The organism is Erythrobacter donghaensis (genome assembly GCF_002155425.1).
Classification (GTDB): domain Bacteria; phylum Pseudomonadota; class Alphaproteobacteria; order Sphingomonadales; family Sphingomonadaceae; genus Erythrobacter; species Erythrobacter donghaensis.
The window spans coordinates 568,090-593,565 of the sequence record NZ_MUYG01000011.1 but is presented as its reverse complement, the minus strand read 5'-3'; the positions used below and the strand labels follow the sequence as shown (position 1 = coordinate 593,565).

Sequence of the window (25,476 nt, the reverse complement as noted above, 5' to 3'; positions counted from 1 at the left end):
CAAGGACTAGATGGAAGCCGGATGGGATCGGTCACGCACACCTTGGACACGCGATTGGTGCCCCCGCTCGTGCTGGGCATCGAATCGAGCTGCGATGAAACCGCGGTCGCGCTGGTGCGCGGCGACGGCACCATCGTCGCGCAAGCGATCGCCAGTCAGGAGGCCGAACACGCCCCCTACGGCGGCGTCGTCCCCGAAATCGCCGCCCGCGCCCATGCCGAGCGCCTAGCCCCGATGCTGGCGAAGGTGATGGGCGATGCGGGCATGAGCCTCGACGACGTGGACGCCATCGCCGCCACCGCCGGGCCGGGGCTGATCGGCGGGGTGATGGTCGGCCTCGTCAGCGGCAAGGCGCTGGCGATGGCGGCGGACAAGCCCCTGCTGGCGATCAATCATCTCGAAGGCCACGCGCTTTCCCCCCGGCTGGCCGACCAATCGCTCGCGTTCCCCTATTTGCTGCTGCTGGTTTCGGGCGGGCATTGCCAGATCCTCGCCGTCGAGGGCGTGGGGCAATACCGCCGCCTTGCCACCACCATCGACGATGCGCTGGGCGAGGCCTTCGACAAGACCGCCAAGATTCTTGGCCTCGGCTATCCCGGCGGGCCTGCGGTCGAGCGGCTGGCGCTGGAGGGGAAACCCCACGCCGTGCCGCTCCCCCGCCCGCTCAAGGGCTCGGCCGAACCGCACTTCTCCTTCGCCGGGCTCAAGAGCGCGGTGCTGCGGGCCAAGGAAAATCAGCAGAAATCCGTTCGTGCTGAGCCTGTCGGAAGCGAAGCTGACGCGCAGCGTCAACCACCGTCCTTTCTTGAGACAAGTGTGGGGATCGAAGAGAAGGACGGCCCTTCGACAAGCTCAGGGCGAACGGAGAATTATTCTGACGCCGACATCGCCGCGAGCTTCCAGCAAGCCGCGGTCGATTGTCTGATCGACCGGCTGGAACGCGCGCTGGATACCGCGGGCCCCTTCCCAGCGCTGGTCGTCGCAGGCGGCGTGGCGGCCAACAAGACCGTGCGCGCCGCGCTCGAGACGCTTGCCGCCAAACACGCGATGCGTTTCACCGCCCCGCCGCTGGCGCTGTGCACCGATAATGCCGCGATGATCGCCTGGGCGGGCTGCGAGCGGCTGGCACTCGGCGGCGAACACGCGGCGGGCGATCCGCTCGATTTCGTCGCCCGTCCGCGCTGGCCGCTCGACCCGGCGGCGGAAGCCGTGCGCGGCGCGGGGTACAAGGCGTGATGGAGGGGTTATGAGCGATCGCGAAACCATCGGCGTTATCGGCGCGGGCGCATGGGGCACGGCGCTGGCGCAGATGCTCGCCTCCGACGGGCGCGAGGTAATCCTGTGGGCCTACGAGCCCGAGGTCGTCACCACGATCAATGCCGAACACCGCAACCCGCTCTACCTCCCCTCGGCGCAGCTGGCCCCAACCATCCGGGCGACCGGGGACCTAGCAGACCTTGCCGCACTCGAGACCATGCTGGTCGTCACCCCGGCGCAGGCGCTGGGCCGGGTGCTCGCGGGCCTCGCCCGCCCACCGCGCGATCTGGTGCTGTGCTCCAAGGGGATCGAGGCGGGCACCGGGCGGCTGATGAACCACGTCGCGCGCGATGCCTCCCCCGGCAGCGCCATCGCCGTGCTGTCGGGGCCAACCTTCGCGCATGAAGTCGCCGCCGGATTGCCGACCGCCGTGACGCTGGCGTGCAGCGGCGGCGGGGAGCAGTGGGAGCGGCTCTCCCCTGCCATCGCCCGCCCCACTTTTCGGCCCTATTACTCCGACGACGTCACCGGCGCGGAGATCGGCGGCGCGGTGAAGAACGTGCTCGCTATCGCCTGCGGGGTCGTGGAGGGACTCGCGCTCGGCCAGAATGCGCGTGCCGCGTTGATTGCGCGGGGTTATGCCGAGATGCTGCGCTTCGGCGAGACGCTTGGCGCGCAAGGCGAAACGCTGGCGGGCCTGTGCGGCCTCGGCGATCTGGTGCTGACCTGCTCCTCCACCTCAAGCCGCAACTTCAGCTTGGGCAAGGCGCTCGGCGAAGGCGCCTCGGCCGCCGCGCTGATGGCCGACCGCCGCACCGTGGCCGAAGGCGCGCATACCGCGCCGGTGCTGGCCGATCTGGCCCATGCGCGCGGTATCCCCATGCCGATCGTCGCGGCGGTCGACGCGATCCTGAAGGGCGAGGACGCGCGCAACGTGGTTGCCGAACTGCTCGCCCGCCCGCTGCGTGCCGAGCTTGAAAGCGACGCGGGAGATATCGAGGCGTGACCACCCCCGCCGCTGCCAGCCAGGATACCGACGATCTCGCCGCCATCGCCAAGGGCGGGCGAGCGAACACGCTCGGCTTCGTCATCCGGCTGGTGGCGCGCATCCCCTTCCTCGTCATCGCCACCCGTCTTTACGGTGCGGAAGCGCTGGGGCGCTTTGCCTCGGCGCTGGTACTGATCGAGATCGTCGCGCTGATCTGCTCGCTCGGCGAAAAGCGCGGCCTCGCGCAGCGCCTGTCCGAAGGCGCGGGCGAGAACAGGGCGGCGGAGACGAACCTCGTCTATGACGGCATCCTGCTGGCGCTGGCCTATTCCGCCGTCGCTGCCGGAGTGCTGCTGGTCTTCCCCGAACCGATGTTCCCCAACGGTACGAATGGCGTGTGGGATATCTGGCTGGTCGCCACCATCCCGGCCTTCGCCGTCACCGAGATCCTGCTCGCAGCGCAAGCCTATCGCTTCGACATCGCCACCACGGTGCGCGCGCGGGCGATCATCGAGCCGTGGACAATCTCGATCGCTGCGGGCGTGTTCTTCACCATCCCGGCGACGCGCGAGAGCGGACTGGCGCTGGCCTTCATCGCCTCGATCTATGCCGGGCTGCTGACCGCGCTGTGGCCGTTCCTGAGAACCTACGGCCTGCCACGCGGCTGGCGTCCGGCACCGCGCGCGCTGCTGGCGGTCTCGGCCCGCGCCTTCCCGCTGGTGGGGGCCGACGCGATCGAGCGCGGCACGCGGCTGCTCGACATCTTCATCCTCGGCCTGTTCGCGCCGCCCTCGGCGGTCGGCATTTACTACGCCGCGCAGCAGATCGCTTCGCTGCCGCAGAAGCTCAAGACCTCGTTCGAGCCGATCCTCTCGCCGGTCATCACCAAGAACCTGCGGATCGGCAACATGGACGCGATCGCCGCGCAGGTGCGGCAGGTGGGGTTCTGGATCATCGCCGTGCAATTGGGCATCGCGCTGGTGCTGGGCGTGCCGGGTGAGGCGGTGATGGGCCTGTGGGGGCCGGATTACGTCGCGGGCACCGCCGCGCTCGCATTCCTGCTCGCCGCCGAGGTGGTCGCCTCGATGGCGGTCGTGTCGGAAAGCGTGCTGGTCTACATCGCCCGCAAGCGCAATCTGGCAATCTCGGTCGGGATCATCGCCTTGCAGGCGGGGCTGACAATCGCGCTGATCGAGGCAGCGGAGCGCTTTGGCCTAGGCAAGGGCTACGAGGCGGCAGGCGCAGCCGGCGCGCTGATGATCGCGCTGGCGGTGTCCTCGCTGGTGAAGGCGCTGCTGCTCAAGCATCTGCTCGGCGCGCCGGTATCGAACTGGCGCTGGCCGCTCGCCCACGCGGCCGCTGCGGCGGTGGTGGTGGGCTATGCCTTCACCTGGCTGCCCGAATGGATCGAGCTCCTGATCGGCGTGCCCGCAGTGCTCGGCACCTATGCGCTGGTGATCTGGCGGCGCGGTTTTGACGAGGCGGACAAGGTGCTGTTCCGCAAGCAGGTCGTGCCCGAAGCAGATCCCGAACTGTCGTAAGCCAGGGGCGTTCAGTCGCTATTCACGCCCCGCCCCGGATTTTCGTGCGCGCTGTAATGAGCGGGGAGATTTGGTGATGCGTGGGAAGAAACTGGCCGCAGCAGCGGCTCTGTGTGCGATTCTGGCGGGCTGTGCGAAGGATGCGCCCGAGCAACTGGCCAAGGTCTCGCCCCCACCCAGCGTGATTGCGCCCCCGCCACCTCCGCCGCCCCCGCCTCCTCCGCCGGGATCGGTGGCAAATGCACCCATCGTCGTCACCGGCCAGCGTGTCAGGCCGCAGGAAACGCGCGAAGTGGCCATGGCTGTCACGGCGGTCAGCACCGAGACTTTGAGCCGCACGAAAGCCCCTTCCGCCACCTTCGTACCCCCAGTTCAGGTTGCGACCGATCCGGGCACCGAGCGCTACGACGGCAAGGAGGTCTCCCCCGTCAAGCTGACGCAGGCCGAACCGGTCTCCACCTTCTCGGTCGATGTCGACACCGGGGCCTATGCCAACACCCGGCGGTTCCTCACGCAAGGGATGCTCCCCCCGCAGGACGCGGTGCGCACCGAGGAGATGATCAACTACTTCCGCTACGATTATGCGCGGCCCAAGGATCGCAGCCAGCCTTTCACGGTGACCACCGATGTGGCGAAGAGCCCGTGGAATCCGGGCTCCTACCTGATGCGGATCGGCCTGCGCGGCTATGATATCGACACGGGCGAGCGCCCGGCTTCCAATCTCGTGTTCCTGATGGATGTCTCGGGCTCGATGAGCGACCCCGACAAGCTGCCGCTGGTCAAGACCGCGCTGGCGGGGCTGGCGGGCGAGCTCGGACCGCAGGACACGGTCGCGATCGTGGTCTATGCTGGCGCGGCCGGGCTGGTGCTCGAACCGACCAATGACACCGCCAAGATCCGCCGTGCGCTCGACAGCCTCTCCGCTGGCGGATCGACCGCGGGCGGCGCGGGCATCGAGTTGGCCTACCGCATTGCCGAGGACAATTTCATCAAGGGCGGCGTCAACCGCGTGATCCTTGCCACAGACGGCGATTTCAATGTCGGCGTGTCGGACACCAAGGCGCTGATCGAAGTGATCGAGAAAAAGCGCGACACCGGCATCACGCTGACCACGCTCGGCTTTGGTCAGGGCAACTACAACGAAGCGATGATGGAGCAGGTCGCCAACAAGGGGAACGGCAACTACGCCTATATCGATAGCGCACTGGAAGCGAAGAAGGTGCTGGGCGAGGAGATGCAATCGACCCTGTTCACCATCGCCAAGGATGTGAAGATCCAGGTCGAATTCAACCCCGCAGTGGTCGCGCAATACCGCCTTGTCGGCTACGAGAACCGGGCGCTGCGCGAGGAGGATTTCGACAATGACCGCGTCGATGCGGGCGATATCGGCGCCGGGCATCAGGTGACCGCGATCTACGAAATCGTGCCGGTCGGCGGCAAGGGCTGGATCGCCCCGCGCAAATACGAGGACAAGCCCGATGCCGCCGCAGCCGCCCGGATGGCGGAGGCCGCCACGGTCAAGCTGCGCTACAAGCTGCCCGATGGCGACACCTCGAAGCTGATCGAGCGGATCGTCCCCTCGTCCGCGATCGCCGAAGCCCGCGCGCCGACCGGCGATTTCGCCTTCGCCGCTGCGGTCGCCGCCTTTGGGCAGGTGCTGCGCGGGGACGAGCTGATGATGGGCTTCGACTTCGGCGATGTCGCCGCGCTCGCATCCAAGCAGGACAATTTCTGGCGGCAGGAATTCCTGCGGTTGAACGCGCTGGCGGCCAGCATGAAGGGCGGCTGATCGGTTCACCCTAATACCAAGGTTCGCTGACGCGAACCTGCAGACCTCCCGCCCCGCCTCCCCACCCGGCCACCAATGATACCATCATGATATGGTGGCCGGGTGGGGAGGCGGGGCGGGAGGTCTGCGTCGCGCGCCAGCGCGACCTAGTATCATGCACTCGCGGGGGCTTGGGAGAGTGGGGGCGGGGCTGCTAGAGCGCCCCTTCCCCACCCTTCCGATTCGCAGCGGAGCCCCTGCCCCATGTCGCCTGATCTGATGACCTATCTGCCGCTGATCCTGCTTGGCCTTGTCGCCCTGGTGGTGATCGTCTGGGCGCTGTCGCGGATGAACCGCAAGGCGAAGGTGCTGCGCGATGACGGCGCCGACCCGCTGGCGCGCGATGTGCTGGAAGAAGGCGCGTCCCCCGCCCCGCGCAATCAGTCCCTGATTGATGCCCCGCGCTCGGTCGCGATCAATCAGGGCGCGGTCTCGGCAGCGGCCAACAGCGATGCGCTGGCCGCCGCACCGGCGGTGGCCGATGCCGAAGCCGGGCCCGTCATCACCCCGACCATCGCCACGCCCGCCGCCGACACCCCCGACGATCTCACCCGCATCAAGGGCCTCGGCCCCAAGCTCTCAGGCCTGCTGGGGGAATTGGGCGTCACCACCTTCGCCCAGATCGCCGCGTGGGACGATGCCGCCGTCGCCCGGATCGACGCGCAGCTCGGCCGGTTTTCGGGGCGCATCACCCGCGATCAATGGGTTGAGCAGGCCAAGCTGCTCGCTGCGGGCGACGAAACGGGCTTCACCGCGAAATTCGGCAATAATGGATGAGATTCGCGTTAGCCTGACGTCCAAACCGTGATACACTTTTCCGCAATGGGATTCGTTGATGCGGGAGTGGGCCGATGAGTTTGCGAATCCTGGTTGCCGAAGACGAGTTCATTACCGCCTTCGATCTGTGCGACACCTTCGAAGAAGCGGGCTATGAGGTCGAAGGGCCCCATGCCGGCATTTCTTCCACCATGCTCGCCTGTCAGAAAGGGCGGCCCGACTGTGTGCTGCTCGATGTCGAGTTGGCCGATGGGCTGACCTATGATCTCGCGCAGAAGCTGATCGACGATAACGTGCCGGTGATCCTCCATTCCGAACGGGGCGAAATGAGCGCACTGGCCGCCCGCTTCCCGCGCGCGACCACGCTGGCGAAGCCCTGCCCGCCGGCCGATCTGCTCAATGCGGTAAACCGGATGCTCGCTCCGGCCTAGGGCACTTTCCTGACTGCAGGAACGACATCGGCCCGCCCACGGACGGGCTGCGAGCGCACGCGTGCGAGCCGCCGGCGCTCAAGCCCGCAGAGCTTGAAACCGCGCCGAGGACGGCACGCCGGATGACGTGCAGCAAACAAGCGTCCCATCCTCTTGCCCCGCCGCCGCACACCTGCGATGGCAGGGCCATGAGCACGATGAAACTCTACGGCTACTTCCGCTCCTCGACATCCTACCGCCTGCGCATCGCCCTCAACCTCAAGGGCCTCGCCTTCGAGAACATCCCCGTCAATCTCGTCACCGCCGAGAACAAGGACGCAGGGTTCACCGCGCGCAATCCCTTCGGCTCGCTGCCCATGCTCGAAGCCGACGGGCGCGACCGGGCGCAGTCGATGGCGCTGCTCGAATGGCTGGACGAGGCCTATCCGACCCCCGCCTTCCTGCCCGCCGATATCGAAGCGCGCTATACGGTGCGCGAACTCGCCTATGCGATCGCCACCGAGATTCACGCGGTCAACAACCTGCCGGTGCTGAAATATCTCAAGGACCCGCTCGGCCACACACAGGCTGAGATCGACGTCTGGTATCGCACCTGGCTGAAGCGCACGCTCGATCCGGTCGAGGCGCGGCTGGCTCAGCTCGGCACAGGCGATTTCCTCCATGGCGATGCGCCGGGGCTGTTCGAGATCGTGTTGATCCCGCAGCTCGCCAATGCACGCCGCTTTGCCTACGATCTGTCGGCGAGCCCGCACCTGACCCGCATTGAAGCGGCGTGCTGCGCGCATCCCGCCTTCATCGCGGCGCACCCCGACAAACAGATCGACGCACCTCAATCATAAGAACACGTCTCGGGAGGACACCTCAATGAAACTCGCAACCCTCGACAACGGCACGCGTGATGGAATGCTGGTCGTAGTCAGCAAGGACCTGACCCGCTGCTGCGCTGCCGGATATATTGCGCCGACGATGCAGGCCGCGCTCGACAATTGGGAGCGGATTGCGCCCGAGCTCGAAGTGCTCGCCCGCGATGTCGAGCACGAGACTGTGCCGTGCGAACGCTTTCACGAGCGGCAGGCGCACTCCCCCCTGCCGCGCGCCTATCAGTGGGCCGATGGCAGCGCCTATATCAACCACGTCGAGCTGGTGCGGCAGGCACGCGGGGCCAAGGTGCCCGAGAGCTTCTACCACGATCCGCTGATGTATCAGGGCGGCAGCGACGGCTTCCTGCGGCCGCGGCAGGATATCCCCTTGGGCGACCCCGCGTGGGGCTGCGACATGGAGGGCGAGATCGCCTGCATCACCGATGACGTGCCGATGGGCGTGTCGGCTGAAGGCGCCGCAAAGCACATCAAGCTGCTGATGCTGGTCAACGATGTCTCCCTGCGCGGGCTGATCCCGGCGGAGCTGGAAAAGGGCTTCGGCTTCTTCCAGTCAAAGCCTGCCAGCGCCTTCTCGCCCGTCGCCGTCACACCCGACGAACTCGGCGAGGCCTGGGCCGACGCGCTGATCCACCTGCCGCTGATGGTCGACCTCAACGGTAAGCCGTTCGGGCGGGCCAATGCCGGGGTGGACGCGACCTTCAACCTCGCGCAGCTGGTCGCCCACGCGGCCAAGACCCGCAACCTGGGCGCGGGCACGGTGATCGGCACCGGCACGGTATCGAACAAGGGTGCCGATGGCGGAGCAGGCAAGCCCGTGGCCGAAGGCGGCGCGGGCTATTCCTGCATCGCCGAAATCCGGATGATCGAAACCATCCGCGATGGTGCTCCGAAAACGCCGTTCATGCAGGCCGGAGACACGGTGCGGATCGAAATGCGCGACGATCACAACCACTCGATCTTCGGCGCGATCGAACAGCATGTGGTTGCGGTCTGAAAGCCGACCTGTGCCGAACCCGTTGCGCAGTCGTTGCCGGGTCGTTGCAATGGCGTTGCACGCGCCCGATGTTCTTTAAATGTTTCACGTGAAACATTGGCGAACCGGTGAAATAGCCGCTAGTGCGTGCCGCAACCTCCAGAAGTGGACTCTGTCATGACCGCCTATCCGACCCTCAAGATGCTCATCAACGGCGAATGGATCGCCGCAGGCGAGGCCGGGACGATGGCGGTGGTGAACCCGGCGACCGAGGCGGAGCTTGGCCAATGCCCGAAGGCCTCGCCCGCGCAGCTCGACGCGGCGCTCAAGGCGGCGGGCGATGCCTTCGGCCAATGGGGCCAGACCTCGGGCGCCGAGCGTCACAAGATCCTGCGCCGCGCCGCCGATCTGATGCGCGAGCGGGCCGACGCAATCGCGCGGGTGGTCACCGCCGAAATGGGCAAGCCGCGCGCGCAGGCCGTGGGCGAGATCACCTCGGCGGCCGACACGCTCGATTTCCTCGGCGAGGAAGCCAAGCGGCGCGGCGGGCGGCTGATCCCGACGCGCGGCAACCAGCTGATCGCGCAGATGGTGACGCATGAGCCGATCGGCCCGGCGGTGCTGCTCACCCCCTGGAACTTCCCGGTCAACCTGCCCGCCAAGAAGATCGGCGGCGCGCTGGCGGCGGGCTGCACCGCGATCTTCAAGCCGGCGGAGAACACCCCGGCCTCGGCGCAGCTGCTGGTGGAATGCTTCGTCGATGCCGGCCTGCCTCCGGGCGTGCTCAACCTCGTCTATGGTGACCCCGGACCGGTGTCGGAGCACCTGATCGTGTCGCCGATAACGCGCAAGGTCAGCTTCACCGGTTCGACCGCGATCGGCAAGCAGCTGGGCGCGCTGGCGGCCTCGCACATGAAGCGCTTCACCCCGGAGCTGGGCGGCCATGCCCCGGTGATCGTCAGCAAGCACGCCGATCTCGATCGCGCGGTGGCGATGTGCGCGGGCACCAAGTTCCGCAATGCCGGGCAGGTCTGCGTCTCGCCCACGCGCTTTCTGGTCGCGCGCGAAGTCTATGATCGCTTTGTCGCTGAGTTTGCTGAACGCACCGCGAAGCTCAAGGTGGGCGATGCGGGGGTGGACGACAGCGTCGACATGGGCCCGCTCGCCCACGCGCGCCGGGTGACGGCGATGGAGGCGGTGGTGGCTGATACCGGAGGCAATCGCGGCGAAGTCGTCACCGGCGGCGCGGCGATTGCGGGCAAGGGATTCTTCTTCCAGCCGACCGTGATCGCCAACCCCGCACCCGACAGCCGCTTCATGACCGAGGAGCCTTTTGGCCCGATTGCCGGGATCGTGCCTTTCGAGACCATCGAAGATGCGGTGAGCATCGCCAATTCACTGCGCTATGGCCTTGCGGCCTATGCCTTTTCCGCCGATCTCGACGAGGCGCATTACCTCGGGCGGAGCCTTCGCGCAGGGATGGTGGGGATCAACCAGCTGATCGTGTCCTCGCCTGAAACGCCCTTCGGCGGGGTCGGCGACAGCGGGTTCGGATCGGAAGGGGGCGAGGAAGGCTACCTCGCCTTCACCGACACCAAGCTGGTGATGCTGGCGAAAGCTGGCGGCTAGGCCACCACGCGGTCGCTCAGGCGATCAGGCTGGCGAGGCGTTCGATGAAGGACTGGCGCGATTGCATTGGCTGAATGCGACCATATCGCGCGCGGCGCGAGTGTTCGTTCGAAAGGCAAACAGTGCGGCGCATGGGATCCGGTCCGCTGGACCAGATAGTCGGCTTTTCCATCGTTGCGTCCCCGAATCGGCGGCTTTTTATGTAGCTTCAGCTAACACCAAACCTGTGGATAAAACGAGTCCTAAAGCCTTTCTGGGCAGAATTCCTTAAAATGCGGTCAACGGCCGAGCGCGCGATGTGCAATGACTGCTCACGCGGGGTGTGAGTGCACCTAACGGTCGGTGCGGCGCACCCCGGCGGCGCGGACTTCGGCGAGGGTCGGGTAGCCGTTGACCGCCATCAGCAGGTCGGCCTCGGCGAGGATCGACCGCAGCACCCACGCCGCACCCTCCGCCCCGCCCAGCGCGAGGCCATAGGTATAGGGCCGCCCCACGCCGACTGCGCGCGCGCCCATCGCCAGCGCCTTGACCGCATCGGTGCCGGAGCGGATTCCGCTGTCAAACAGAACCGGCACATCGCCGCCCGCCGCGACCACATCCGCGAGCAGGTCGATGGTCGCGATCCCGCCATTGGCCTGCCGCCCGCCGTGGTTGGAGCAATAGATCGCATCCGCCCCGGTATCGACCGCGCGGCGCGCGTCGTCGGGGTGGCAGATGCCCTTCAGCACGATCGGCAGCTTCGTCACCGACTTGAACCACGCCATGTCGTCCCACGTCAGCACCTGCCCGAAGGTCGCCGCCCAGGTGAAGATCGCCGCTGCCGGATCCTCTTCGGGTGGCTTTGCCAGCAGCGAGCGGAAGACAGGGTCGGTGAAGTAGTTCTGCAAGACCTTGCCGCGCAGCTGCGGGAAGTTCGACGCGTTGAGATCGCGCGGCCGCCAGCCGGTAACCCAGGTATCGAGCGTCACCACCAGCGCTGTGTAGCCGGCCTCCTCGGCACGGCGGATCAGACTGGTCGCAAGCTCCCGGTTCTTCGGCGTGTAAAGCTGGAACCACGCGGGCGTATCCCCGCAGGCCGCCTTCACATCCTCCAGCGGATCGTTGGCGAGGGTCGAGGCGCAGAACGGCACCCCCGTCATCGCCGATGCGCGTGCGGCGGCCATGTCGCCGTGGCGGTCCTGCGAGGCTTCGCCATTGAGGCCGATGGGGGCCATGAACAGCGGGGTGGGATACGTGTGGCCGAACAGCTCGATCGACAGATCGCGCGTGGCGCAATCGACCATCATGCGCGGCACCATGCCCCAGTGGTGGAAGGCCGCAGCGTTCTGATCCTGCGTGTGCTCGTCCCCGCAGCCGCCCGCGACGTAGTTGGTGAGACTCGGCCCCAGTGCCTGATGCGCGCGCTTTTCGAGCGTGGCGAAATCGACCGGGAAGGTGGGCAGAATGCCGCTTAGACCGGCGTTGTAGATCTCGTTCTGCATCGCGCCGAAATTGCTCATGGCGGCCGTCTCTCCCGTTTCTGTTTGACGGGAATTCAGACGATGCAGGCCGTCAGGGCAAGCGCTTTCTAGGCGAAGAAGCGTTGCAGGCGGGGCCGCACCTTGAGGAAGCGGACATAGGCCGCTTCCAGCACCCGCAGCACCGGCAACCAGCGCGCCGCCAGTCCGAGCGGGCGCAGCAGGGGGATTGCGCGCCACATCGCCGCGAAGGCCGCCGCGCCGGAATAGACCACGCCATCCTCCTCGGCATGGAAGCGGGCGAGCAACTGCGCACGGTCGATCGGGCAGGAGGGGTCGCTTCCTGCCGCGACATCGACAAAGGTGATCCGCCCGCGCCGGTCGAGCCACCGCATCACCGCGATCTCGCGCAGGCACAGCGGACAGGCGCCGTCGTACCAGACCTTGACGCTCACGGGGCGATCCACAAGCGGATGACATAGGCGACCGCGCCGAGCACCGAGACGCTCGCTGCCCAGATGCCGACCATCCAGAGCAGGCGCTGCCACAAGGGGCCTTCTGGCGGTTTCTCAGGCGGGGCAAGCATCAGTGATACCCCTCATCCGCCACCTTGCCGCGGAACACCCAATAGGCCCAGGCCGTGTAGCCGATGATCAGCGGCATGGTGATCGCCACGCCCACCAGCATGAAGATCTGGCTGCGTTCGGGCGCGGCGGCGTCCCAGATGGTGAGGCCCGGCGGCACGACATAGGGCCAGATCGTCACCCCCAGCCCCGCCATGCCAAGGAAGAACAGCGCCAGCGCCAGCCAGAAGGGCTTGGAATTGCGCTCACGCGTGATCGCCCGCAGCATCGACAGCGCGATGATCCCGGTGATGATCGGCACCGGGGCGACGTAGTAGACTTCCGGCGCGCTCAGCCAGTGCGCGGCATATTCGGCGTTAAGCGTGACGTTGTAGAGGCTCACTGCCCCCATCAAGACGATCGTGGCGATCGCGGCGCGCACCGCGAGCTTCCTCGCATGGGCCTGCTCGTCGCCGTCGAGCTTCCAGATCAGCCAGGTGCTCCCCAGCAGCGCATAGCCTGCGACCGTGCCGAGGCCGGTCAGCAGGGTGTACGGCGTGAACCAGTCGAACCAACTACCCGCATACGCCCGGTCAACCACCTCGATACCCTGTAGCAACGCCCCAAGCGTCATCCCCTGCGCCAGAGCCGCGACAAAGCTGCCGCCGGTAAAGGCCATGTCCCAGAACTTCTGGTGCCCCGGATCGCGCCAGCGGTATTCGAAGGCGACCCCTCGGAACACCAGCCCCAGCAGCATGGCGATGATCAGCGGGTAGGTCGCCGGCAGGATCACCGCATAGGCTAGCGGGAAGGCGGCGAAGAGCCCCCCTCCCCCCAGCACCAGCCAGGTCTCGTTTCCGTCCCAAACCGGCGCGATCGAGTTCATCGCCCGGTCGCGCTCGCGCCCCGGCTGGAAGGTCGGGAACAGGATGCCGATCCCGAGATCGAAGCCGTCCATCACCACATAGGCGAAGACCGCAAAGGCGATGATGAAGGCCCAGATGACGGTCAGGTCCATCACACCAGTTCCTTCTCGGGCGGGGCTTCGGTCGGCAGCGTCTCGGCCCCGCCGGGGTTCTGCGTCGGCCCCGGCGTGATCCCGGCGGTGCGGATCGGACCGACATCGCCACGCTTGACGCCATATTCGCCCGCGTGCGGCGGCTTGCTCATCAGCTTGAGGACATACCACACGCCGATGCCGAAGACGGTGAAATAGACGAGGATGAAGGCCAGCAGCGAGGCCGCCACCGCAGGCGCATCGAGCGGGCTCGCCGCGTCGGCCGTCCGCAGCACGCCGTAAATCACGAAAGGCTGGCGGCCGACTTCGGTGGTGATCCACCCCGCAAGCACCGCCGCAAAGCCCGATGGCCCCATCAGCACCGCCGCGCGGTGGAGCCAGGGCATGTCGTAGAGCCGCTTGCGGAAGCGCCCCCACAAGCTCCACAGTCCGATACCGAGCATCGCAAAGCCGATGCCGACCATCACGCGGAAGCTCCAGAACACCACGCCCACCGGCGGCTCTTCATCATCGGGAATCGTGTCGAGCCCCGCCATCGGGGCGTTGAGATCATGCTTGAGGATCAGCGAGGAAGCCTTGGGAATTTCGATCGCATAGCGCACCGTCTTCGCTTCGCTGTCGGGGATGCCGAACAGGATCAGCGGCGCGCCTTCGGGGTGAGACTGATAATGCCCCTCCATCGCCATCACCTTGGCGGGCTGGTGTTCGAGCGTATTGAGCCCGTGCATGTCGCCCGCGAAAATCTGCAAGGGCGTGACAATCGCGGCCATCCACATCGCCATCGAGAACATCTTGCGAGCGTGGGGATTGGCGCGGTCTTTCAGCAGGTGCCACGCGCCCACCGCACCGACCACGAAGGCGGTGGTGAGGTAGGCCGCCATCACCGTGTGGACGAGCCGATAGGGGAAGCTCGGGTTGAAGACGATGTCCCACCAACTCGGTCCCGGCAGGAACTGTCCGTTGGCGCCGATCTCGTACCCCGTCGGCGTTTGCATCCAGCTATTGACGCTGAGGATCCAGAAGGCCGAAACGAAGGTGCCCAGCGCCACCATCAGCGTGGCGGCAAAGTGCAGCTTCTTGCCGACCTTGTTCATCCCGAACAGCATCACGCCGAGGAAGCCCGCTTCGAGGAAGAACGCGGTCAGCACCTCATAGGCCATCAATGGCCCGATCACCGGCCCCGCCTTGTCCGAAAACACCGACCAGTTGGTGCCGAACTGGTAGGACATGACGATGCCCGAGACGACGCCCATCGCGAAGGCGATCGCGAAGATCTTCAGCCAGTACTTGAACAGGTCGAGATAGACCGACTTGCCGGTCTTGAGCCACAGCCCCTCCAGCACCGCGAGATAGCTGGCCAGCCCGATCGAGAACGCCGGGAAGAAGAAATGGAAGCTCACCGTAAAGGCAAACTGGATCCGCGCGAGCAGCAGGGCGTCGAGGTTGTCAAACATGATCAGCAGCTAGTCCCTTGGCTACGGCGTTCAATTGCAATGGCTGCACCGGATATACGGTTTGCAGCCGAAAGGGTTGCAGTGCAGCAAAACATCGGCGCTCAGATCAGTCCCCGCGCCTCGTCGGCCATGGGTAGCGGGGCATCCGCGCCGGTGTCGTTGGCGAGTGCGGCAAAGGCGCTGTCCTGCGACAGGAACACCTGGCCCGACAGATCATCGAGGAAGTGGCTGCGCTTCAGGGCGTCCATCACCGGCCCCTTCACTTCCGAAAGGTGCATCCGGATACCGCCATCGGCCAGCCGGTGATTGATCGCCTCGAGGCTCTCCAGCCCCGATGCATCGATCGCATTGACCGCGCTCGCCATCAGCACCACGTGGCGCAAGGCCGGGCGCTCGGCGACCTGTTCGAGCACATATTCCTCCAGCCAGCGGGCGTTGAGATAGGTGAGGCTCTCGTCGACCCGGATGGTGAGCAGGTGCGGGAGTGTGAGCACCTTGTGGCGCTCGACATTACGGAAATGCTCGGTGCCCGGCACCCGTCCGACAATTGCGGCATGGGGCCGGCTTGCGCGCCACAGATAGAGCAGCAGGCCGACGCCTACGCCCGCGATCACGCCCAGTTCCACCCCGGCGAGCAGAGTGACGGCGATGGTTGCGGCGTGGGCGGCGAAATCGGCCTTGGAATAGGCCCAGAGGCGGCGCGGGGTCTTGAGGTCGACCAAGCTTAGCACCGCAACGATGATCGTCGCCGCCAGCGTCGCATTGGGCAGATTGTAGAGCAGCGGGGTGAGGAACAGGCTGGCGAGCGCGATCCCCAACGCCGTGAAGGCCCCTGCGGCAGGCGTCTGCGCGCCCGCATCGAAGTTCACCACCGAGCGCGCGAAACCGCCCGTCACTGGATAGCCGCCCGACAGCGCAGAGGCGATGTTGCTTGCCCCCAGCCCGATCAGCTCCTGATCCGGGGCGATCCGCTGGCGGCGCTTGGCGGCGAGGGTCTGCGCCACCGAAACGCTCTCGACGAAGCCGATCACCGAGATCAGCAGCGCAGGCACCCACAGCGCCTCGATCAGCGCAAGGTCGGCGGAAGGGAGCATGAAGGGCGGCAGGCCTTGCGGGATCGCGCCGACGATCGAAACGCCCCGCGCCTCCAGCCCGAAGCCTATCACCGCGAGGATCGACAGCGCCACCGCCACCACCGGCCCGGCCTTGGCGCTCATGTCGGCGGCGCGCGGCGACAGGCCGAAACGTTGCAGGGCGGGCTTCAGGCCCTTCCTTACCCAGAACAGGAAGGCGGTCGCAGGAATACCAATCGCAAGCGTCGCCGGATTGATGTCCCCGACTGCGCGCGCCAGCCCTGCCAGCATCTCCGGCCAGGTCTCGCCCCCCACCTTCACGCCCAGAATGTGCTTCAGCTGGCTGGTCGCGATCAGCACGCCGCTCGCTGAGATGAACCCGCTGATGACGGGGTGGGACAGCAGGTTCGCGAGGAACCCCAGCCGCAGCAGTCCCAGCACCACCAGCATCACCCCCGACAGCGCGGCGAGCGTGATCGCGGCCTGCCAATATTCCGCCGTCCCGGGTGCCGCCACCGCGCCTGCCGCGCTTGCCGTCATCAACGAAACCACCGCCACCGGCCCGACCGCAAGCGTCCGGCTCGTCCCGAACAGGGCATAGGCGAAGAGCGGCAGGATCGAGGCATAAAGGCCGACCACCGGCGGCAGTCCCGCCAGCATCGCATAGGCAAGGCTCTGCGGGATCAGCATGATGGTGACGATCAGCGCCGCCATCAGATCGCTGGTCAGCGCGGGGCGATCATAGGTGCGTCCCCACGCGAGTATCGGGAAATAGCGCTCCAGCATGGTCTACTGCGCGATCAGCCCGCCGGGCCCGGCGAGCCATTCGCGACCCTTGAGCATCCCGTTCCAGTAAATCCACGGCAGCAGATCGGCCTTGAGCATCCACGACAGGCGCGCGGGCTTGGTGCCATCGATCAGCCACGTCGGGAAGCTGGGTGCAAGCTTGCCGCCATAGGCAAACTCGGCGAGCACGATCTTGCCGCGCTCGACCGTCAGCGGGCACGATCCATAGCCGTCATAGCCCGCCGTCGGCCCCTTGCCATCGAGCTGGCGCAGCGCATTGACCGCCACCACCGGCGCCTGCTTGCGCACGGCTGCGGCGGTCTTGGCATTGGGCATCGACCCGGCATCGCCAAGACCGAACACATAGGGATAGCGCACATGCTGGAGCGTGTGCTGATCGACATCGGTAAAGCCGCTCGGCGCCGCCAGCGGGCTGTCCGCGAGGAACTGCGGCGCGACCTGCGGGGGGACGACGTGGAGCATGTCGAAGCTGACCGTCTCCTCGCCCTCACCCGTCTTGAACGTCGCCAGCCGCGCCGGGCCATCGACCGCGACGAGACTGCTGCCAAGATGAAGGTGGATGCCGTATTTCTCGACATACTCCATCAGCGCCGGGACATAGTCCGCCACGCCGAACAGCACCGCGCCCGCATTGCGGAACTCGACCTCGATATCGCCGAGCACGCCCGCGCGCCGCCAGTGATCGCAGGCGAGATACATCGATTTCTGCGGCGCGCCGGCGCATTTGATCGGCATGGGCGGCTGCGAGAAGATTGCCCGCCCGCCGCGCGTGGTCTGCACCAGCTCCCATGTATAGGGCGCAAGGTCTGCGCGGTAGTTCGAAGTGACGCCGTTCTGGCCGAGCGTCACCTCAAGCCCGGCGATTTTCTCCCACGCGAGGCGAATTCCGGGAGCGACGATCAGCACGTCATAGGCCAGCGTGCCGCCGTCAGCGAGCGTGACCGCCTTGTCCTCGGGCCGGAAGCCGGTGCAGGCCTGCTTCACCCAGGTGACGCCCTTCGGCATGACGCTCGCCATCGGACGGATGGTGGTGGCGACATCGAACACCCCGCCGCCAACCATCGTCCAGCCGGGCTGATAGGCGTGGGTGTCGGAGGGTTCGACAATGGCGATATCAAGCCCCGGGCGGCGCTTGAGCATCGAGGCTGCCGTGGCGATCCCCGCCGCGCCGCCGCCGATGATGACGACGCTGTGCTTGCTGCTGCTACCCATGTCCGATCCCTCCTTTGCGCGCGGCCCTTAGCCGCCCGCTTCCATGCGCTCGGCGAGGCCTGAAAGGTCGTATCCGGCGGCGGCTGCGTGCCCGAGCCGCTCCGCAACGCTGAAGCCGTGCACATTGGCGAGCGCGTCGAGCGTCGCTGCACGGGTTCCGGTGCGGCAATAGGCCAGCACCTTGCCCGGCGTGCCGCGCCGGATTGCGCCAAAGGCAGCGACCGCAGCATGCGGAAAGACACCGCCCGACACCGGGATATGGTGGAAGGCGAGGCCAGCCCCTTGCGCCGCTGCGCGCATCGCTTCGATCGGGGGCTGGCCGGGCTCTTCGCCGTCGGGGCGGTTGCAGATCACGGCGGCAAAGCCCTGCTCGGCAAGGCCCGCAAGCTCTTCGGGCTGCATCTGCGCCGCGACCGCGAGGGTTTCGTCGATCACTTTGGGTTCCATCATCCTCGTCCTTCCATCAGCCGCACCAGCAGCATTCCGGCGAGCATTGCCGCCACGAAAATCGCCGCCGAGACAGGCGCAATCGCCAGCGCGGCAAAGCCGGGGCCGGGGCACAGCCCGGCGATCCCCCAGCCCACCCCGAACAGCGCCGATCCTCCGACAAGGCGCGGGGTCAGGTCGTTGCGGTCGGGCAGCGAGAAGCCTTCGGCAAAGGCCGGGCGCTGCATCCTTCGCTGCACCGCCCAGGCCAGCGCCATCACCAGCACAGCCCCGCCCATCACGAAGGCGAGCGTCGGATCCCACGCCCCGAACAGGTCGAGGAACCCGCGCACCCGCGCCGGGTCGGTCATGCCGCCGATGGTCAGGCCCGCACCGAAGATCGTGCCCGAGGCGAGCGGAACGAGAGTGGCGCGCATCATGGCAGCACCGTGATGCTGAGCGCGTTCATCACTGCGACCGTGGCAAAGCCAGTGATCATGAAGGTCGCCACCGCCACCAGCGAGCGCTGGGACAGGCGGCTCATGCCGCACACCCCGTGCCCGCTGGTGCAGCCGCTCCCGATCCGGGTACCGATGCCGACGATCAGCCCTGCGATCACCAGCACCACCGGGCTCGCAAAGCCGGGCGTCGGCGCATCGGTCTGGCTCATCACCAGAAACGCGCCGAGTGGCAGACCGATCACGAAAGCCCATGCACCAAGACGCGGCAGCGAAGAGTCGGCAAGGCCAAAGGCGCGCGCCGCTATGCCCGAGACCCCGGCGATCCGCCCCGCCCCCAGCAGCATCAGCGCCGCCGCCAGACCGATCAGCAGCCCGCCGATCAGCCCCGGCAGCGGGGCCGCGTCAGGAAATCCCGCCAATCCCAATTCAAAGCTCGTCATACGGCGTTGACCGGGAGCTTGAGGTAAGTGATCCCGTTTTCGTCCGGCGGCGGCAGGTGGCCTGCGCGCATGTTGACCTGCACCGCGGGCAGGATCAGGCGCGGCATGTCGAGCGTCGCATCGCGCGCCTCGCGCATCGCGACAAACTCGTCCTCGGTGATGCCGTCATGGGCGTGGATATTGCCCTCACGTTCGGCCGCGACGGTGGTCTCCCACACATAGGCCGTGCGGCCCTTGGGCAGATAGTCGTGGCACATGAACAGGCGCGTCTCGGGCGGCAGCGACAGGATTCGCCGCAGCGAGCGGAATAGCGTGCGCGCGTCACCGCCGGGAAAATCGGCGCGGGCTGTGCCGTAATCGGGCATGAACATGGTGTCGCCAGTGAACACGGCGTCTCCCACGACATAGGCGATGTCGGCCGGGGTGTGGCCGGGGACGTGCATCACCGTCACCGGCACATTGCCGATGGCGAAGGTGTCGCCGTCCTTGAACAGGTGATCGAACTGCGATCCGTCACGCTCGAACTCGGTGCCCGCGTTGAACAATTTGCCGAAGACGTTCTGCACCGTCGTGATCTCGGCCCCGATGGCGATCTTCCCGCCGAGCTTTTCCTGCAGGTAGGGCGCAGCCGAGAAGTGATCGGCGTGAGCGTGAGTCTCCAGCAACCACTTCACTTTCAGATTATGCGAAGTGACATGCTCGATCACCTTGTCGGCGGAGAGCGTCGCCGTGCGGCCCGAATTGGGATCAAAATCCAGCACCGAGTCGACAATCGCCGCCTCGCGAGTCGCCGGATCGTGAACGACGTAGGTGACTGTAAAGGTCGCGGGGTCGAAAAAGCTCGCGATTTCGGGACGCAGCGCAGCGTCGCCAACGGCGTGCTGCACTTGCTGGGTGGCTTCCAGCAGAACCAGATCAGCTTGGGAGTCGGCTTGCGACATGGCACTTCTCCATTTATTTACATAAATCGTGTATATGTATTGCAATCCATCTGTCAAGTGCTATGAGGCCTTTCATGGACCATCACGCCGCCGCCCAGCTGCCCTCCTCCGGCCTCCGCATCGGAGATATGGCACCCGATTTCGAGGCGCGCAGCACCATCGGGCCGGTGCGGCTTTCGTCTAATCGCGGGCGCTGGCTGGTGCTGTTTTCGCACCCGGCCGACTTCACCCCGGTGTGCACAACCGAGTTCGTCGCCCTCGCCCGCGAAGCCGCCGCCTTCGCAAGCCGCGATTGCGCGCTGATGGCGCTGTCGGTCGACAGCCTGTTCTCGCACTTCGCCTGGCTGCGCATGATCCGCGACCGCTTTGGCGTAGAGGTGCGCTTCCCGATCCTCGAAGACCCGACGCTGGTGATCGCCCGCGGCTTCGGCATGGTTTCGGCGCAGGACAACGACAGCGCGGCGGTGCGCACCACCTTTTTCATCGACCCCAAGGGCGTGATCCGGGCGATGACCTGCTATCCGGCCAATCTCGGCCGTTCGATCCCGGAAATGCTGCGCATTCTCGACGGGCTTCAGGCGATCGACGCGCAGGACGCACTGGCTCCGGCCAACTGGCAGCCGGGCGAGGCGCTGCTGCAACCGCCCGCGCATGATCTGGACGCGGTGTTCGATGCCGAAGACGTCACCAGCTGGTTCCTGCGCAACACCGGAGCGCGCGGCTGATGGGCGATGACGATCTGATCGAGGCGCTCAAGGCGCTCGCCCACCCGCTGCGATGGCGCATCCTCACTGCCTTGGCGCAAGGCGAGAGCAATGTCGGCGAGATCGAGCAGGTGACGGGGATCGCCCAACCGGGCCTGTCGCAGCAGCTCGGCGTGCTGCGCAAGGCCGATCTCGTGACCACGCGCAAGGAAGCCAAGCTGGTGTTCTATTCGCTTGATCGCGGGGTGCTGGGCAAGGTCCACGCCGCCACGGCGCTGCTCGCTCCCACCGATGCGATAACACCGCGCGGGACTTCAGCCGCCCGCCCCTCGGCCCCCGGGGTCGCGAACTTCGCGCGGCTGTCCTAGGCGGGCGGCGGCGCTGCCAACGCGGCGCGCAGCCGCCGCCGCGCCAGCCACGGCTCCAGCCAGCGGCCGACGAGATAGATCACGAAGAAGATACCGGCCAGCACGTAACCCTCAATGGGGGAATGGCGGCCTTCGTCCTTCTTTTCGTCCTTCTTCTTGTTCGGATCCTCGGGTGCAGGCGCGCCGAGGAATTCGTCAACCGGGTTGAGTTTTTTGACCGGCTTGGGCTTGTCGTCCTCTTTCTTTTCCTCCGTCGCCGCGCCGCTTGCCGCTTCCCAGTCGTTGATCGCGACCGCCATCTGGGCGAAGCCGAGGAACAGCAGCGGCGCAAGGAAGCACAGCAGCAGTGCGTGACTGAACAGATCGAAGCGCAGCACCGCGCCCTGACCCGCCCGCTCGATCCACATCCGCCCGCGCGTGAAGGTGGCGAGCTTGTCCTGCGCGGCCGGGTTGTCCTTGGCGTAGATCAGCGCCTCGCCCTCGGTCACGATGGTGGTGCCGGGGGTGCGCAGCAGCGGATCGAGCCGGGCGAAGACCTCTTCGTTGGTCAGCGAGGGATCGAGCGGGACATCGCCCCGGGCCCGCCAGATAGCTTCGATCAGGGGCAGCCTGATGGCCGGAAACCCGGTGGGAGCCTTCGCACCACCCCCGCTCCCCCATGGCTCCGGCTTGTCACTGGCAAGGCCGGCGGAAGGTTCGCTCACTCGGCCGGTTCCAGCTGCGGCGTCGCAACCGCTGCGCCCTTGGCCCGGTCGCTGCCGAAGCGCCGCGCCCACGCGGCCTTGGCATCACGCCAGCCTTCGCGGAACGGGAACACCATCGTCTCGCCGATGTGCATCCGGCGACCGCCCTCCATGCCCAGCAGTTCGGCCTCACCATCGACGCAGGTGCCGAAGATCCGGTCCCAGATGATCCAGGTGCCCGAATAGTTGCTGCGGGTCGCCTCGTAATCCTGCGAGTGGTGGACCGAGTGATGCTCCACGGTGTTGAAGACATAGCGCCACCAGCGCGGCGTGTTGAAGCGCACGTTGATGTGCTGATAGACCGCCACCGTCATCCCGATTGCTCCCGCCAGCAGGAAGGCGCGCGGGAGGAAATCGAACAGCCCGCCGATCCCCAGCCCGATCAGGAACAGCTCGATCGGATTGCCGACCGCGCCCTTGTTGATGTTCAATTGGGTGATGTAGTGGTGCGGCGCGTGGACCAGCCACAGGGGGTGCCAGTTGTGCATGCCCCTGTGCATCCAGTACTGACCAAAGTCGAAGATCATCGAAATGAGGATCGCCTGCAACAGCAGCGGCAGCCCGGTGAACCAGCTGAACTTGCTCCAGTCGAACGCGCCCTGCACGGCGGCGATGATCGCCCCGTCGCCGATATAGGCATCGACCATGCGCAGGAAGGTCATCCCGAGCGCGACGTAGAAGGCATCGGTGGCGAATTCCTTCCAGGTCAGCTGCCAGCTTTCGTAACGCGGGTTGACCCATTCGAGCCCCAGCAGCAGCACCATCCACCCGAGCCGGATCGCAATCGCGGTGGAGGCGACCGCCAGCCAGTTGGGGGCATAATACCAGAACAGGATCGCCGCGATCAGCATTACCGGCTGGAACCAGGTGAACACGAATTGCTTGATCGGCCCGCCTTCGACCTTGCCGATATTCTCCCAGCCCACGATCACGGGTGCGTCGGCTCCGATGATCCGCTTGCCTACCTGAGTTCCGGCCCCTGCCTGTGTTCCGGTCATGGTTTGCTCCAGTCGCGCGTTGATGGGTTCTCTGCGTCATAAAGAGCCATGCCGCCCTCGCGCGTGCGAGGAAGTGGGTAAATGACGTAGGTTTGCGCGACCCGGGAGTAAGTGCCTGTTATTCGAATGCAGACCGGCTCAGTCGGTCATGTGCCTTACAGCAATTGCCGTAGCGGCTGCGCGGGTTTCCACCCCGAGTTTGCGAAACACCTGTTCGAGGTGCTTGTTGACTGTGCGCGGGCTTATACCAAGAATTTCGCTGATTGTCTTGTTGGTCTTGCCGTAGCTGACCCACAGCAGCACTTCTGCTTCGCGCCGGGTGAGGCCGCCCTGCTTTTGCAGCGTCTCGATCTTGCCGTCCTCGCTGAGTTCGGTGACGCGCACCAGCACTTCGCCCGGGCGGTCGCCTTCCACCAGCGCCAGCTCGATCTCGATCCCGCGTGCGGTGACGCGCGATGCGGCCGATGGTTGGGTCGGATCGGCGATCAGCTGGCGCACGGCGGTGGCCAGCGCGTCCGGCAGGGCGGCGCGCTCGGGGGTCCAGTCCGGGTCGATCTGCATCAGCAGCGTCTCGGCCTGCGGCGTGCACCACACCGGCGCGCCATCCGGATCGATCGCCACCAGACTGCGCCCCGCCAGCCCCAGCGCGAGGCGCGAGCGGTAGGTGGTGCGGGCATTGGCGAGATGCACCCGGATGCGCGCCAGCAGCTCCTCGATCACCACGGGCTTGCGCACATAGTCGACGCCCCCGGTGCCGAGCGCCGCCACGACATGATCGGGATCGCCGAGGCCGGTGATGAAGATGACCGGAATATGCGCGGCGGCCGGATCGCTTTTGATCGCCTGGGTCGTCTCGATCCCGCTGATGCCGGGCATCACCGCGTCCATCAGGATAAGATCGGGCTGCACCTCGCCGAGCAGCTCCAGCGTCGCTTCGCCGCTGCGCGCGATGAGCACGGTCATGCCCTCGGCCTCGAGGGTGTCGACGAGAAAGCGAAGCGATTCCGGGCTGTCGTCGACGACGAGGATGCAGTCCCTATTCTGCATCAGCCGCCACCGTCTGTGCGAGCGCCGCCAGCGCGGCAAGATCGAACCGGTCGAGCGCGGCGCGCATCCGGTCGGCGAGCGGCGCGGCTTCCGGCGTAAGCGCGGCAAGCGCATCGATTGCGCCCTCCAGCCCGCGCACATGACCGATCCGCACCAGCCGCGCGATCTCTGCCCCATGCGCGACCAACTGCGGGCCGAGCGCTGCCGGCAGGCGCGGCGAAGGCGCAGCGCCCGCGGCCGCCGGAGCCGCCCCGGCCACGCGCAGCCACACGAGCTCCAATTGCGCGGCGATCACATCGAGCAGCACGGCAAAGTCGAAAGGCTTCATCACGAAAGCATCATTGGCCGGGAGGGCAGCCGGGGCAAGAGCCGAGAGCGGCCCTTCCCCCGACACCATCACGATCCTGAGCGCTTCGCCGTGGCGACGACGCAACTGCGCGGCGATGTCCCACCCGTTCTCGCCCGCCAGCATCACGTCGCACAGCACCAGATCGGGCTGGACCTCGGCGGCAAGTGCCAGCGCGCGCGCTCCCGTGCTGGCATCGTGCACCTGAAAGCCGAGCGGTTCGAGCAAGCCGCGCAGCATCGTCAAGTGCGCCGGATCGTCGTCGATCAGCAGCACCCGGCGCTCGCGCCCGAGATAGCCGGTCACTGCACCCGCCGCCGGGGCCGGATCGGTCGGCGGGCTGAGCGGCTGCGACAGCATCAGCCGCACGCGGAAGCACGATCCCTCGCCCGGCATGCTCTCCACCGTGATCTCGCCGCCCATGATGTGCACCAGCGCCTGCGTGATCGCGAGGCCGAGCCCCACGCCGGGCCGCTCGCCGCCGACCCGCTCGAACGGCGCAAAAATGCGCTCCGCATCGGCAGGCGCGATGCCGATCCCGGTGTCGATCACGCTGAAGGTTGCCAGCTGATTGCGGTATTCCACCCTGAGCGTGACCGTGCCCTGATCGGTGAACTTGATCGCGTTGGTGACGAGGTTGATCAACACCTGCCGCAAGCGCTTGGGATCGGTGTTCACGAACTCGGGCAGCCCCGGCGGGCGATCGAGCACCAGCGCCAGCCCCTTGGCCCGCGCCTGCAATTGCAGCATGTCGATCAGCTGATCGAGGAACTCGGGAAAGCGGATCGGCTCGCGCGCCAGCGTCAGCGCGCCGCCTTCGATCTGGGCGATGTCGAGCAGGCCCTCGACGAGGCTGGAGAGATGCTCGGCGCTGCGGCGGATCACCCGCGCGGCGGCGAGCGGGTCGGTGCCCTCGCTGCGTTCAAGCAGCTGGGCATAGCCGTAGATCGCATTGAGCGGCGAGCGGATTTCGTGCGCCAGACTGGCGAGGAAGCGGGTCTTGGCCTCGTTGGCGGCCTCAGCCGCGTCCTTCGCGGCGGCAAGGCGGGCGAGCGCGTCGGGCGCGGATGCGCCTTCCGCCGTCAGCCCGTCATGCCGCTGCCCCGCCATCAT

Annotated in this window: 26 protein-coding genes; 11 read left to right on the top strand and 15 right to left on the bottom strand. The window is 66.7% G+C overall.

Annotated features, from left to right (window positions below):
- Positions 1-21 precede the first annotated feature (21 nt).
- From tsaD to BZF59_RS14280, 9 genes are all read left to right on the top strand, one after another.
- Positions 22-1,236: a tRNA (adenosine(37)-N6)-threonylcarbamoyltransferase complex transferase subunit TsaD gene (gene tsaD / locus BZF59_RS16115; protein ID WP_143738183.1), complete on the top strand. Its 1,215-nt coding sequence runs from the start codon at positions 22-24 to the stop codon at positions 1,234-1,236.
- Between the two features lie 10 nt (positions 1,237-1,246).
- A complete protein-coding gene (locus tag BZF59_RS14315) occupies positions 1,247-2,263 on the top strand; it encodes an NAD(P)H-dependent glycerol-3-phosphate dehydrogenase (protein ID WP_086608907.1) in 1,017 nt (338 codons plus the stop codon).
- A complete protein-coding gene (locus tag BZF59_RS14310; RefSeq protein WP_086608906.1) occupies positions 2,260-3,786 on the top strand; it encodes a lipopolysaccharide biosynthesis protein in 1,527 nt (508 codons plus the stop codon). The genes BZF59_RS14315 and BZF59_RS14310 overlap by 4 nt, the downstream gene beginning before the upstream one ends.
- 76 nt (positions 3,787-3,862) lie before the next feature.
- Positions 3,863-5,575, top strand: a complete 1,713-nt coding sequence (locus tag BZF59_RS14305; protein ID WP_086608905.1) for a vWA domain-containing protein — start codon at positions 3,863-3,865, stop codon at positions 5,573-5,575.
- Positions 5,576-5,818: 243 nt separating this feature from the next.
- The gene (locus tag BZF59_RS14300) at positions 5,819-6,391 is read left to right on the top strand and encodes a hypothetical protein (RefSeq protein WP_086608904.1); all 573 of its coding nucleotides are present in this window, start codon (positions 5,819-5,821) and stop codon (positions 6,389-6,391) included.
- A 74-nt stretch (positions 6,392-6,465) separates the two neighbouring features.
- Positions 6,466-6,822: a response regulator gene (locus tag BZF59_RS14295; RefSeq protein ID WP_086608903.1), complete on the top strand. Its 357-nt coding sequence runs from the start codon at positions 6,466-6,468 to the stop codon at positions 6,820-6,822.
- 197 nt (positions 6,823-7,019) lie between these two features.
- The gene (maiA, locus tag BZF59_RS14290; RefSeq protein ID WP_086609234.1) at positions 7,020-7,661 is read left to right on the top strand and encodes a maleylacetoacetate isomerase; all 642 of its coding nucleotides are present in this window, start codon (positions 7,020-7,022) and stop codon (positions 7,659-7,661) included.
- A 25-nt stretch (positions 7,662-7,686) separates the two neighbouring features.
- A complete protein-coding gene (locus BZF59_RS14285; RefSeq protein WP_086608902.1) occupies positions 7,687-8,697 on the top strand; it encodes a fumarylacetoacetate hydrolase family protein in 1,011 nt (336 codons plus the stop codon).
- A 156-nt stretch (positions 8,698-8,853) separates the two neighbouring features.
- Positions 8,854-10,305, top strand: coding sequence for an NAD-dependent succinate-semialdehyde dehydrogenase (locus BZF59_RS14280; RefSeq protein ID WP_086608901.1), 1,452 nt, complete (start codon positions 8,854-8,856; stop codon positions 10,303-10,305).
- Between the two features lie 332 nt (positions 10,306-10,637).
- Here the strand turns inward: BZF59_RS14280 and BZF59_RS14275 are convergent, their stop codons facing one another.
- The 11 genes from BZF59_RS14275 to BZF59_RS14230 form a co-directional block, all read right to left on the bottom strand.
- Complete coding sequence (locus BZF59_RS14275; protein ID WP_086608900.1) at positions 10,638-11,804, bottom strand: alpha-hydroxy-acid oxidizing protein; 1,167 nt, start codon at positions 11,802-11,804, stop codon at positions 10,638-10,640.
- A gap of 68 nt (positions 11,805-11,872) precedes the next feature.
- Positions 11,873-12,217, bottom strand: coding sequence for a thiol-disulfide oxidoreductase DCC family protein (locus tag BZF59_RS14270; RefSeq protein ID WP_086608899.1), 345 nt, complete (start codon positions 12,215-12,217; stop codon positions 11,873-11,875).
- Positions 12,214-12,348: a DUF2474 domain-containing protein gene (locus BZF59_RS14265; RefSeq protein ID WP_086608898.1), complete on the bottom strand. Its 135-nt coding sequence runs from the start codon at positions 12,346-12,348 to the stop codon at positions 12,214-12,216. Before BZF59_RS14265 ends, BZF59_RS14270 begins: the two co-directional genes overlap by 4 nt.
- Positions 12,348-13,343, bottom strand: a complete 996-nt coding sequence (gene cydB, locus BZF59_RS14260) for a cytochrome d ubiquinol oxidase subunit II (RefSeq protein WP_086608897.1) — start codon at positions 13,341-13,343, stop codon at positions 12,348-12,350. The genes BZF59_RS14265 and cydB overlap by 1 nt, the downstream gene beginning before the upstream one ends.
- Entirely contained in the window at positions 13,343-14,797 is a 1,455-nt protein-coding gene (locus tag BZF59_RS14255) for a cytochrome ubiquinol oxidase subunit I (RefSeq protein ID WP_086608896.1), read from the bottom strand. The genes cydB and BZF59_RS14255 overlap by 1 nt, the downstream gene beginning before the upstream one ends.
- A gap of 101 nt (positions 14,798-14,898) precedes the next feature.
- Positions 14,899-16,656 (bottom strand): SulP family inorganic anion transporter, encoded by a 1,758-nt coding sequence (locus BZF59_RS14250; RefSeq protein ID WP_086608895.1) that lies wholly within the window; start codon positions 16,654-16,656, stop codon positions 14,899-14,901.
- A gap of 3 nt (positions 16,657-16,659) precedes the next feature.
- Positions 16,660-17,889, bottom strand: a complete 1,230-nt coding sequence (locus tag BZF59_RS14245; protein ID WP_245806171.1) for an NAD(P)/FAD-dependent oxidoreductase — start codon at positions 17,887-17,889, stop codon at positions 16,660-16,662.
- Positions 17,890-17,916: 27 nt separating this feature from the next.
- Positions 17,917-18,339, bottom strand: a complete 423-nt coding sequence (locus BZF59_RS16455; protein ID WP_245806170.1) for a protein tyrosine phosphatase family protein — start codon at positions 18,337-18,339, stop codon at positions 17,917-17,919.
- A complete protein-coding gene (locus BZF59_RS14240) occupies positions 18,336-18,755 on the bottom strand; it encodes a DUF6691 family protein (RefSeq protein ID WP_086608894.1) in 420 nt (139 codons plus the stop codon). The genes BZF59_RS16455 and BZF59_RS14240 overlap by 4 nt, the downstream gene beginning before the upstream one ends.
- Positions 18,752-19,201, bottom strand: a complete 450-nt coding sequence (locus BZF59_RS14235; RefSeq protein ID WP_086609233.1) for a YeeE/YedE family protein — start codon at positions 19,199-19,201, stop codon at positions 18,752-18,754. The genes BZF59_RS14240 and BZF59_RS14235 overlap by 4 nt, the downstream gene beginning before the upstream one ends.
- 11 nt (positions 19,202-19,212) lie before the next feature.
- Complete coding sequence (locus BZF59_RS14230; protein ID WP_086608893.1) at positions 19,213-20,157, bottom strand: MBL fold metallo-hydrolase; 945 nt, start codon at positions 20,155-20,157, stop codon at positions 19,213-19,215.
- 74 nt (positions 20,158-20,231) lie between these two features.
- On the opposite strand from BZF59_RS14230, the gene BZF59_RS14225 reads away from it, so the two are divergent.
- Positions 20,232-20,882 (top strand): peroxiredoxin, encoded by a 651-nt coding sequence (locus BZF59_RS14225; protein WP_086608892.1) that lies wholly within the window; start codon positions 20,232-20,234, stop codon positions 20,880-20,882.
- A complete protein-coding gene (locus BZF59_RS14220) occupies positions 20,882-21,229 on the top strand; it encodes an ArsR/SmtB family transcription factor (protein WP_086608891.1) in 348 nt (115 codons plus the stop codon). Before BZF59_RS14225 ends, BZF59_RS14220 begins: the two co-directional genes overlap by 1 nt.
- On the opposite strand, the gene BZF59_RS14215 is transcribed toward BZF59_RS14220, so the two are convergent.
- The 4 genes from BZF59_RS14215 to BZF59_RS14200 form a co-directional block, all read right to left on the bottom strand.
- Entirely contained in the window at positions 21,226-21,933 is a 708-nt protein-coding gene (locus tag BZF59_RS14215; RefSeq protein WP_086608890.1) for a hypothetical protein, read from the bottom strand. The genes BZF59_RS14220 and BZF59_RS14215 overlap by 4 nt on opposite strands.
- Positions 21,930-22,970, bottom strand: a complete 1,041-nt coding sequence (locus BZF59_RS14210; RefSeq protein ID WP_086608889.1) for a sterol desaturase family protein — start codon at positions 22,968-22,970, stop codon at positions 21,930-21,932. Before BZF59_RS14210 ends, BZF59_RS14215 begins: the two co-directional genes overlap by 4 nt.
- A gap of 138 nt (positions 22,971-23,108) precedes the next feature.
- Positions 23,109-24,017 (bottom strand): response regulator transcription factor, encoded by a 909-nt coding sequence (locus BZF59_RS14205; protein WP_086608888.1) that lies wholly within the window; start codon positions 24,015-24,017, stop codon positions 23,109-23,111.
- Entirely contained in the window at positions 24,007-25,476 is a 1,470-nt protein-coding gene (locus BZF59_RS14200) for an ATP-binding response regulator (protein WP_086608887.1), read from the bottom strand. Before BZF59_RS14200 ends, BZF59_RS14205 begins: the two co-directional genes overlap by 11 nt.

Excerpts from the sequence above, each read along its gene's own strand:
- tsaD (WP_143738183.1), top strand. The coding sequence starts at position 22 with ATGGGATCGGTCACGCACACCTTGGACACGCGATTGGTGCCCCCGCTC.
- BZF59_RS14315 (WP_086608907.1), top strand. The coding sequence starts at position 1,247 with ATGAGCGATCGCGAAACCATCGGCGTTATCGGCGCGGGCGCATGGGGC.
- BZF59_RS14305 (WP_086608905.1), top strand. The coding sequence starts at position 3,863 with ATGCGTGGGAAGAAACTGGCCGCAGCAGCGGCTCTGTGTGCGATTCTG.
- BZF59_RS14300 (WP_086608904.1), top strand. The coding sequence starts at position 5,819 with ATGTCGCCTGATCTGATGACCTATCTGCCGCTGATCCTGCTTGGCCTT.
- BZF59_RS14295 (WP_086608903.1), top strand. The coding sequence starts at position 6,466 with ATGAGTTTGCGAATCCTGGTTGCCGAAGACGAGTTCATTACCGCCTTC.
- maiA (WP_086609234.1), top strand. The coding sequence starts at position 7,020 with ATGAAACTCTACGGCTACTTCCGCTCCTCGACATCCTACCGCCTGCGC.
- BZF59_RS14285 (WP_086608902.1), top strand. The coding sequence starts at position 7,687 with ATGAAACTCGCAACCCTCGACAACGGCACGCGTGATGGAATGCTGGTC.
- BZF59_RS14280 (WP_086608901.1), top strand. The coding sequence starts at position 8,854 with ATGACCGCCTATCCGACCCTCAAGATGCTCATCAACGGCGAATGGATC.
- BZF59_RS14275 (WP_086608900.1), bottom strand. The coding sequence starts at position 11,804 with ATGAGCAATTTCGGCGCGATGCAGAACGAGATCTACAACGCCGGTCTA.
- BZF59_RS14265 (WP_086608898.1), bottom strand. The coding sequence starts at position 12,348 with ATGCTTGCCCCGCCTGAGAAACCGCCAGAAGGCCCCTTGTGGCAGCGC.
- cydB (WP_086608897.1), bottom strand. The coding sequence starts at position 13,343 with ATGGACCTGACCGTCATCTGGGCCTTCATCATCGCCTTTGCGGTCTTC.
- BZF59_RS14255 (WP_086608896.1), bottom strand. The coding sequence starts at position 14,797 with ATGTTTGACAACCTCGACGCCCTGCTGCTCGCGCGGATCCAGTTTGCC.
- BZF59_RS14250 (WP_086608895.1), bottom strand. The coding sequence starts at position 16,656 with ATGCTGGAGCGCTATTTCCCGATACTCGCGTGGGGACGCACCTATGAT.
- BZF59_RS14245 (WP_245806171.1), bottom strand. The coding sequence starts at position 17,889 with ATGGGTAGCAGCAGCAAGCACAGCGTCGTCATCATCGGCGGCGGCGCG.
- BZF59_RS16455 (WP_245806170.1), bottom strand. The coding sequence starts at position 18,339 with ATGATGGAACCCAAAGTGATCGACGAAACCCTCGCGGTCGCGGCGCAG.
- BZF59_RS14240 (WP_086608894.1), bottom strand. The coding sequence starts at position 18,755 with ATGATGCGCGCCACTCTCGTTCCGCTCGCCTCGGGCACGATCTTCGGT.
- BZF59_RS14230 (WP_086608893.1), bottom strand. The coding sequence starts at position 20,157 with ATGTCGCAAGCCGACTCCCAAGCTGATCTGGTTCTGCTGGAAGCCACC.
- BZF59_RS14225 (WP_086608892.1), top strand. The coding sequence starts at position 20,232 with ATGGACCATCACGCCGCCGCCCAGCTGCCCTCCTCCGGCCTCCGCATC.
- BZF59_RS14220 (WP_086608891.1), top strand. The coding sequence starts at position 20,882 with ATGGGCGATGACGATCTGATCGAGGCGCTCAAGGCGCTCGCCCACCCG.
- BZF59_RS14210 (WP_086608889.1), bottom strand. The coding sequence starts at position 22,970 with ATGACCGGAACACAGGCAGGGGCCGGAACTCAGGTAGGCAAGCGGATC.
- BZF59_RS14205 (WP_086608888.1), bottom strand. The coding sequence starts at position 24,017 with ATGCAGAATAGGGACTGCATCCTCGTCGTCGACGACAGCCCGGAATCG.
- BZF59_RS14200 (WP_086608887.1), bottom strand. The coding sequence starts at position 25,476 with ATGATGGCGGGGCAGCGGCATGACGGGCTGACGGCGGAAGGCGCATCC.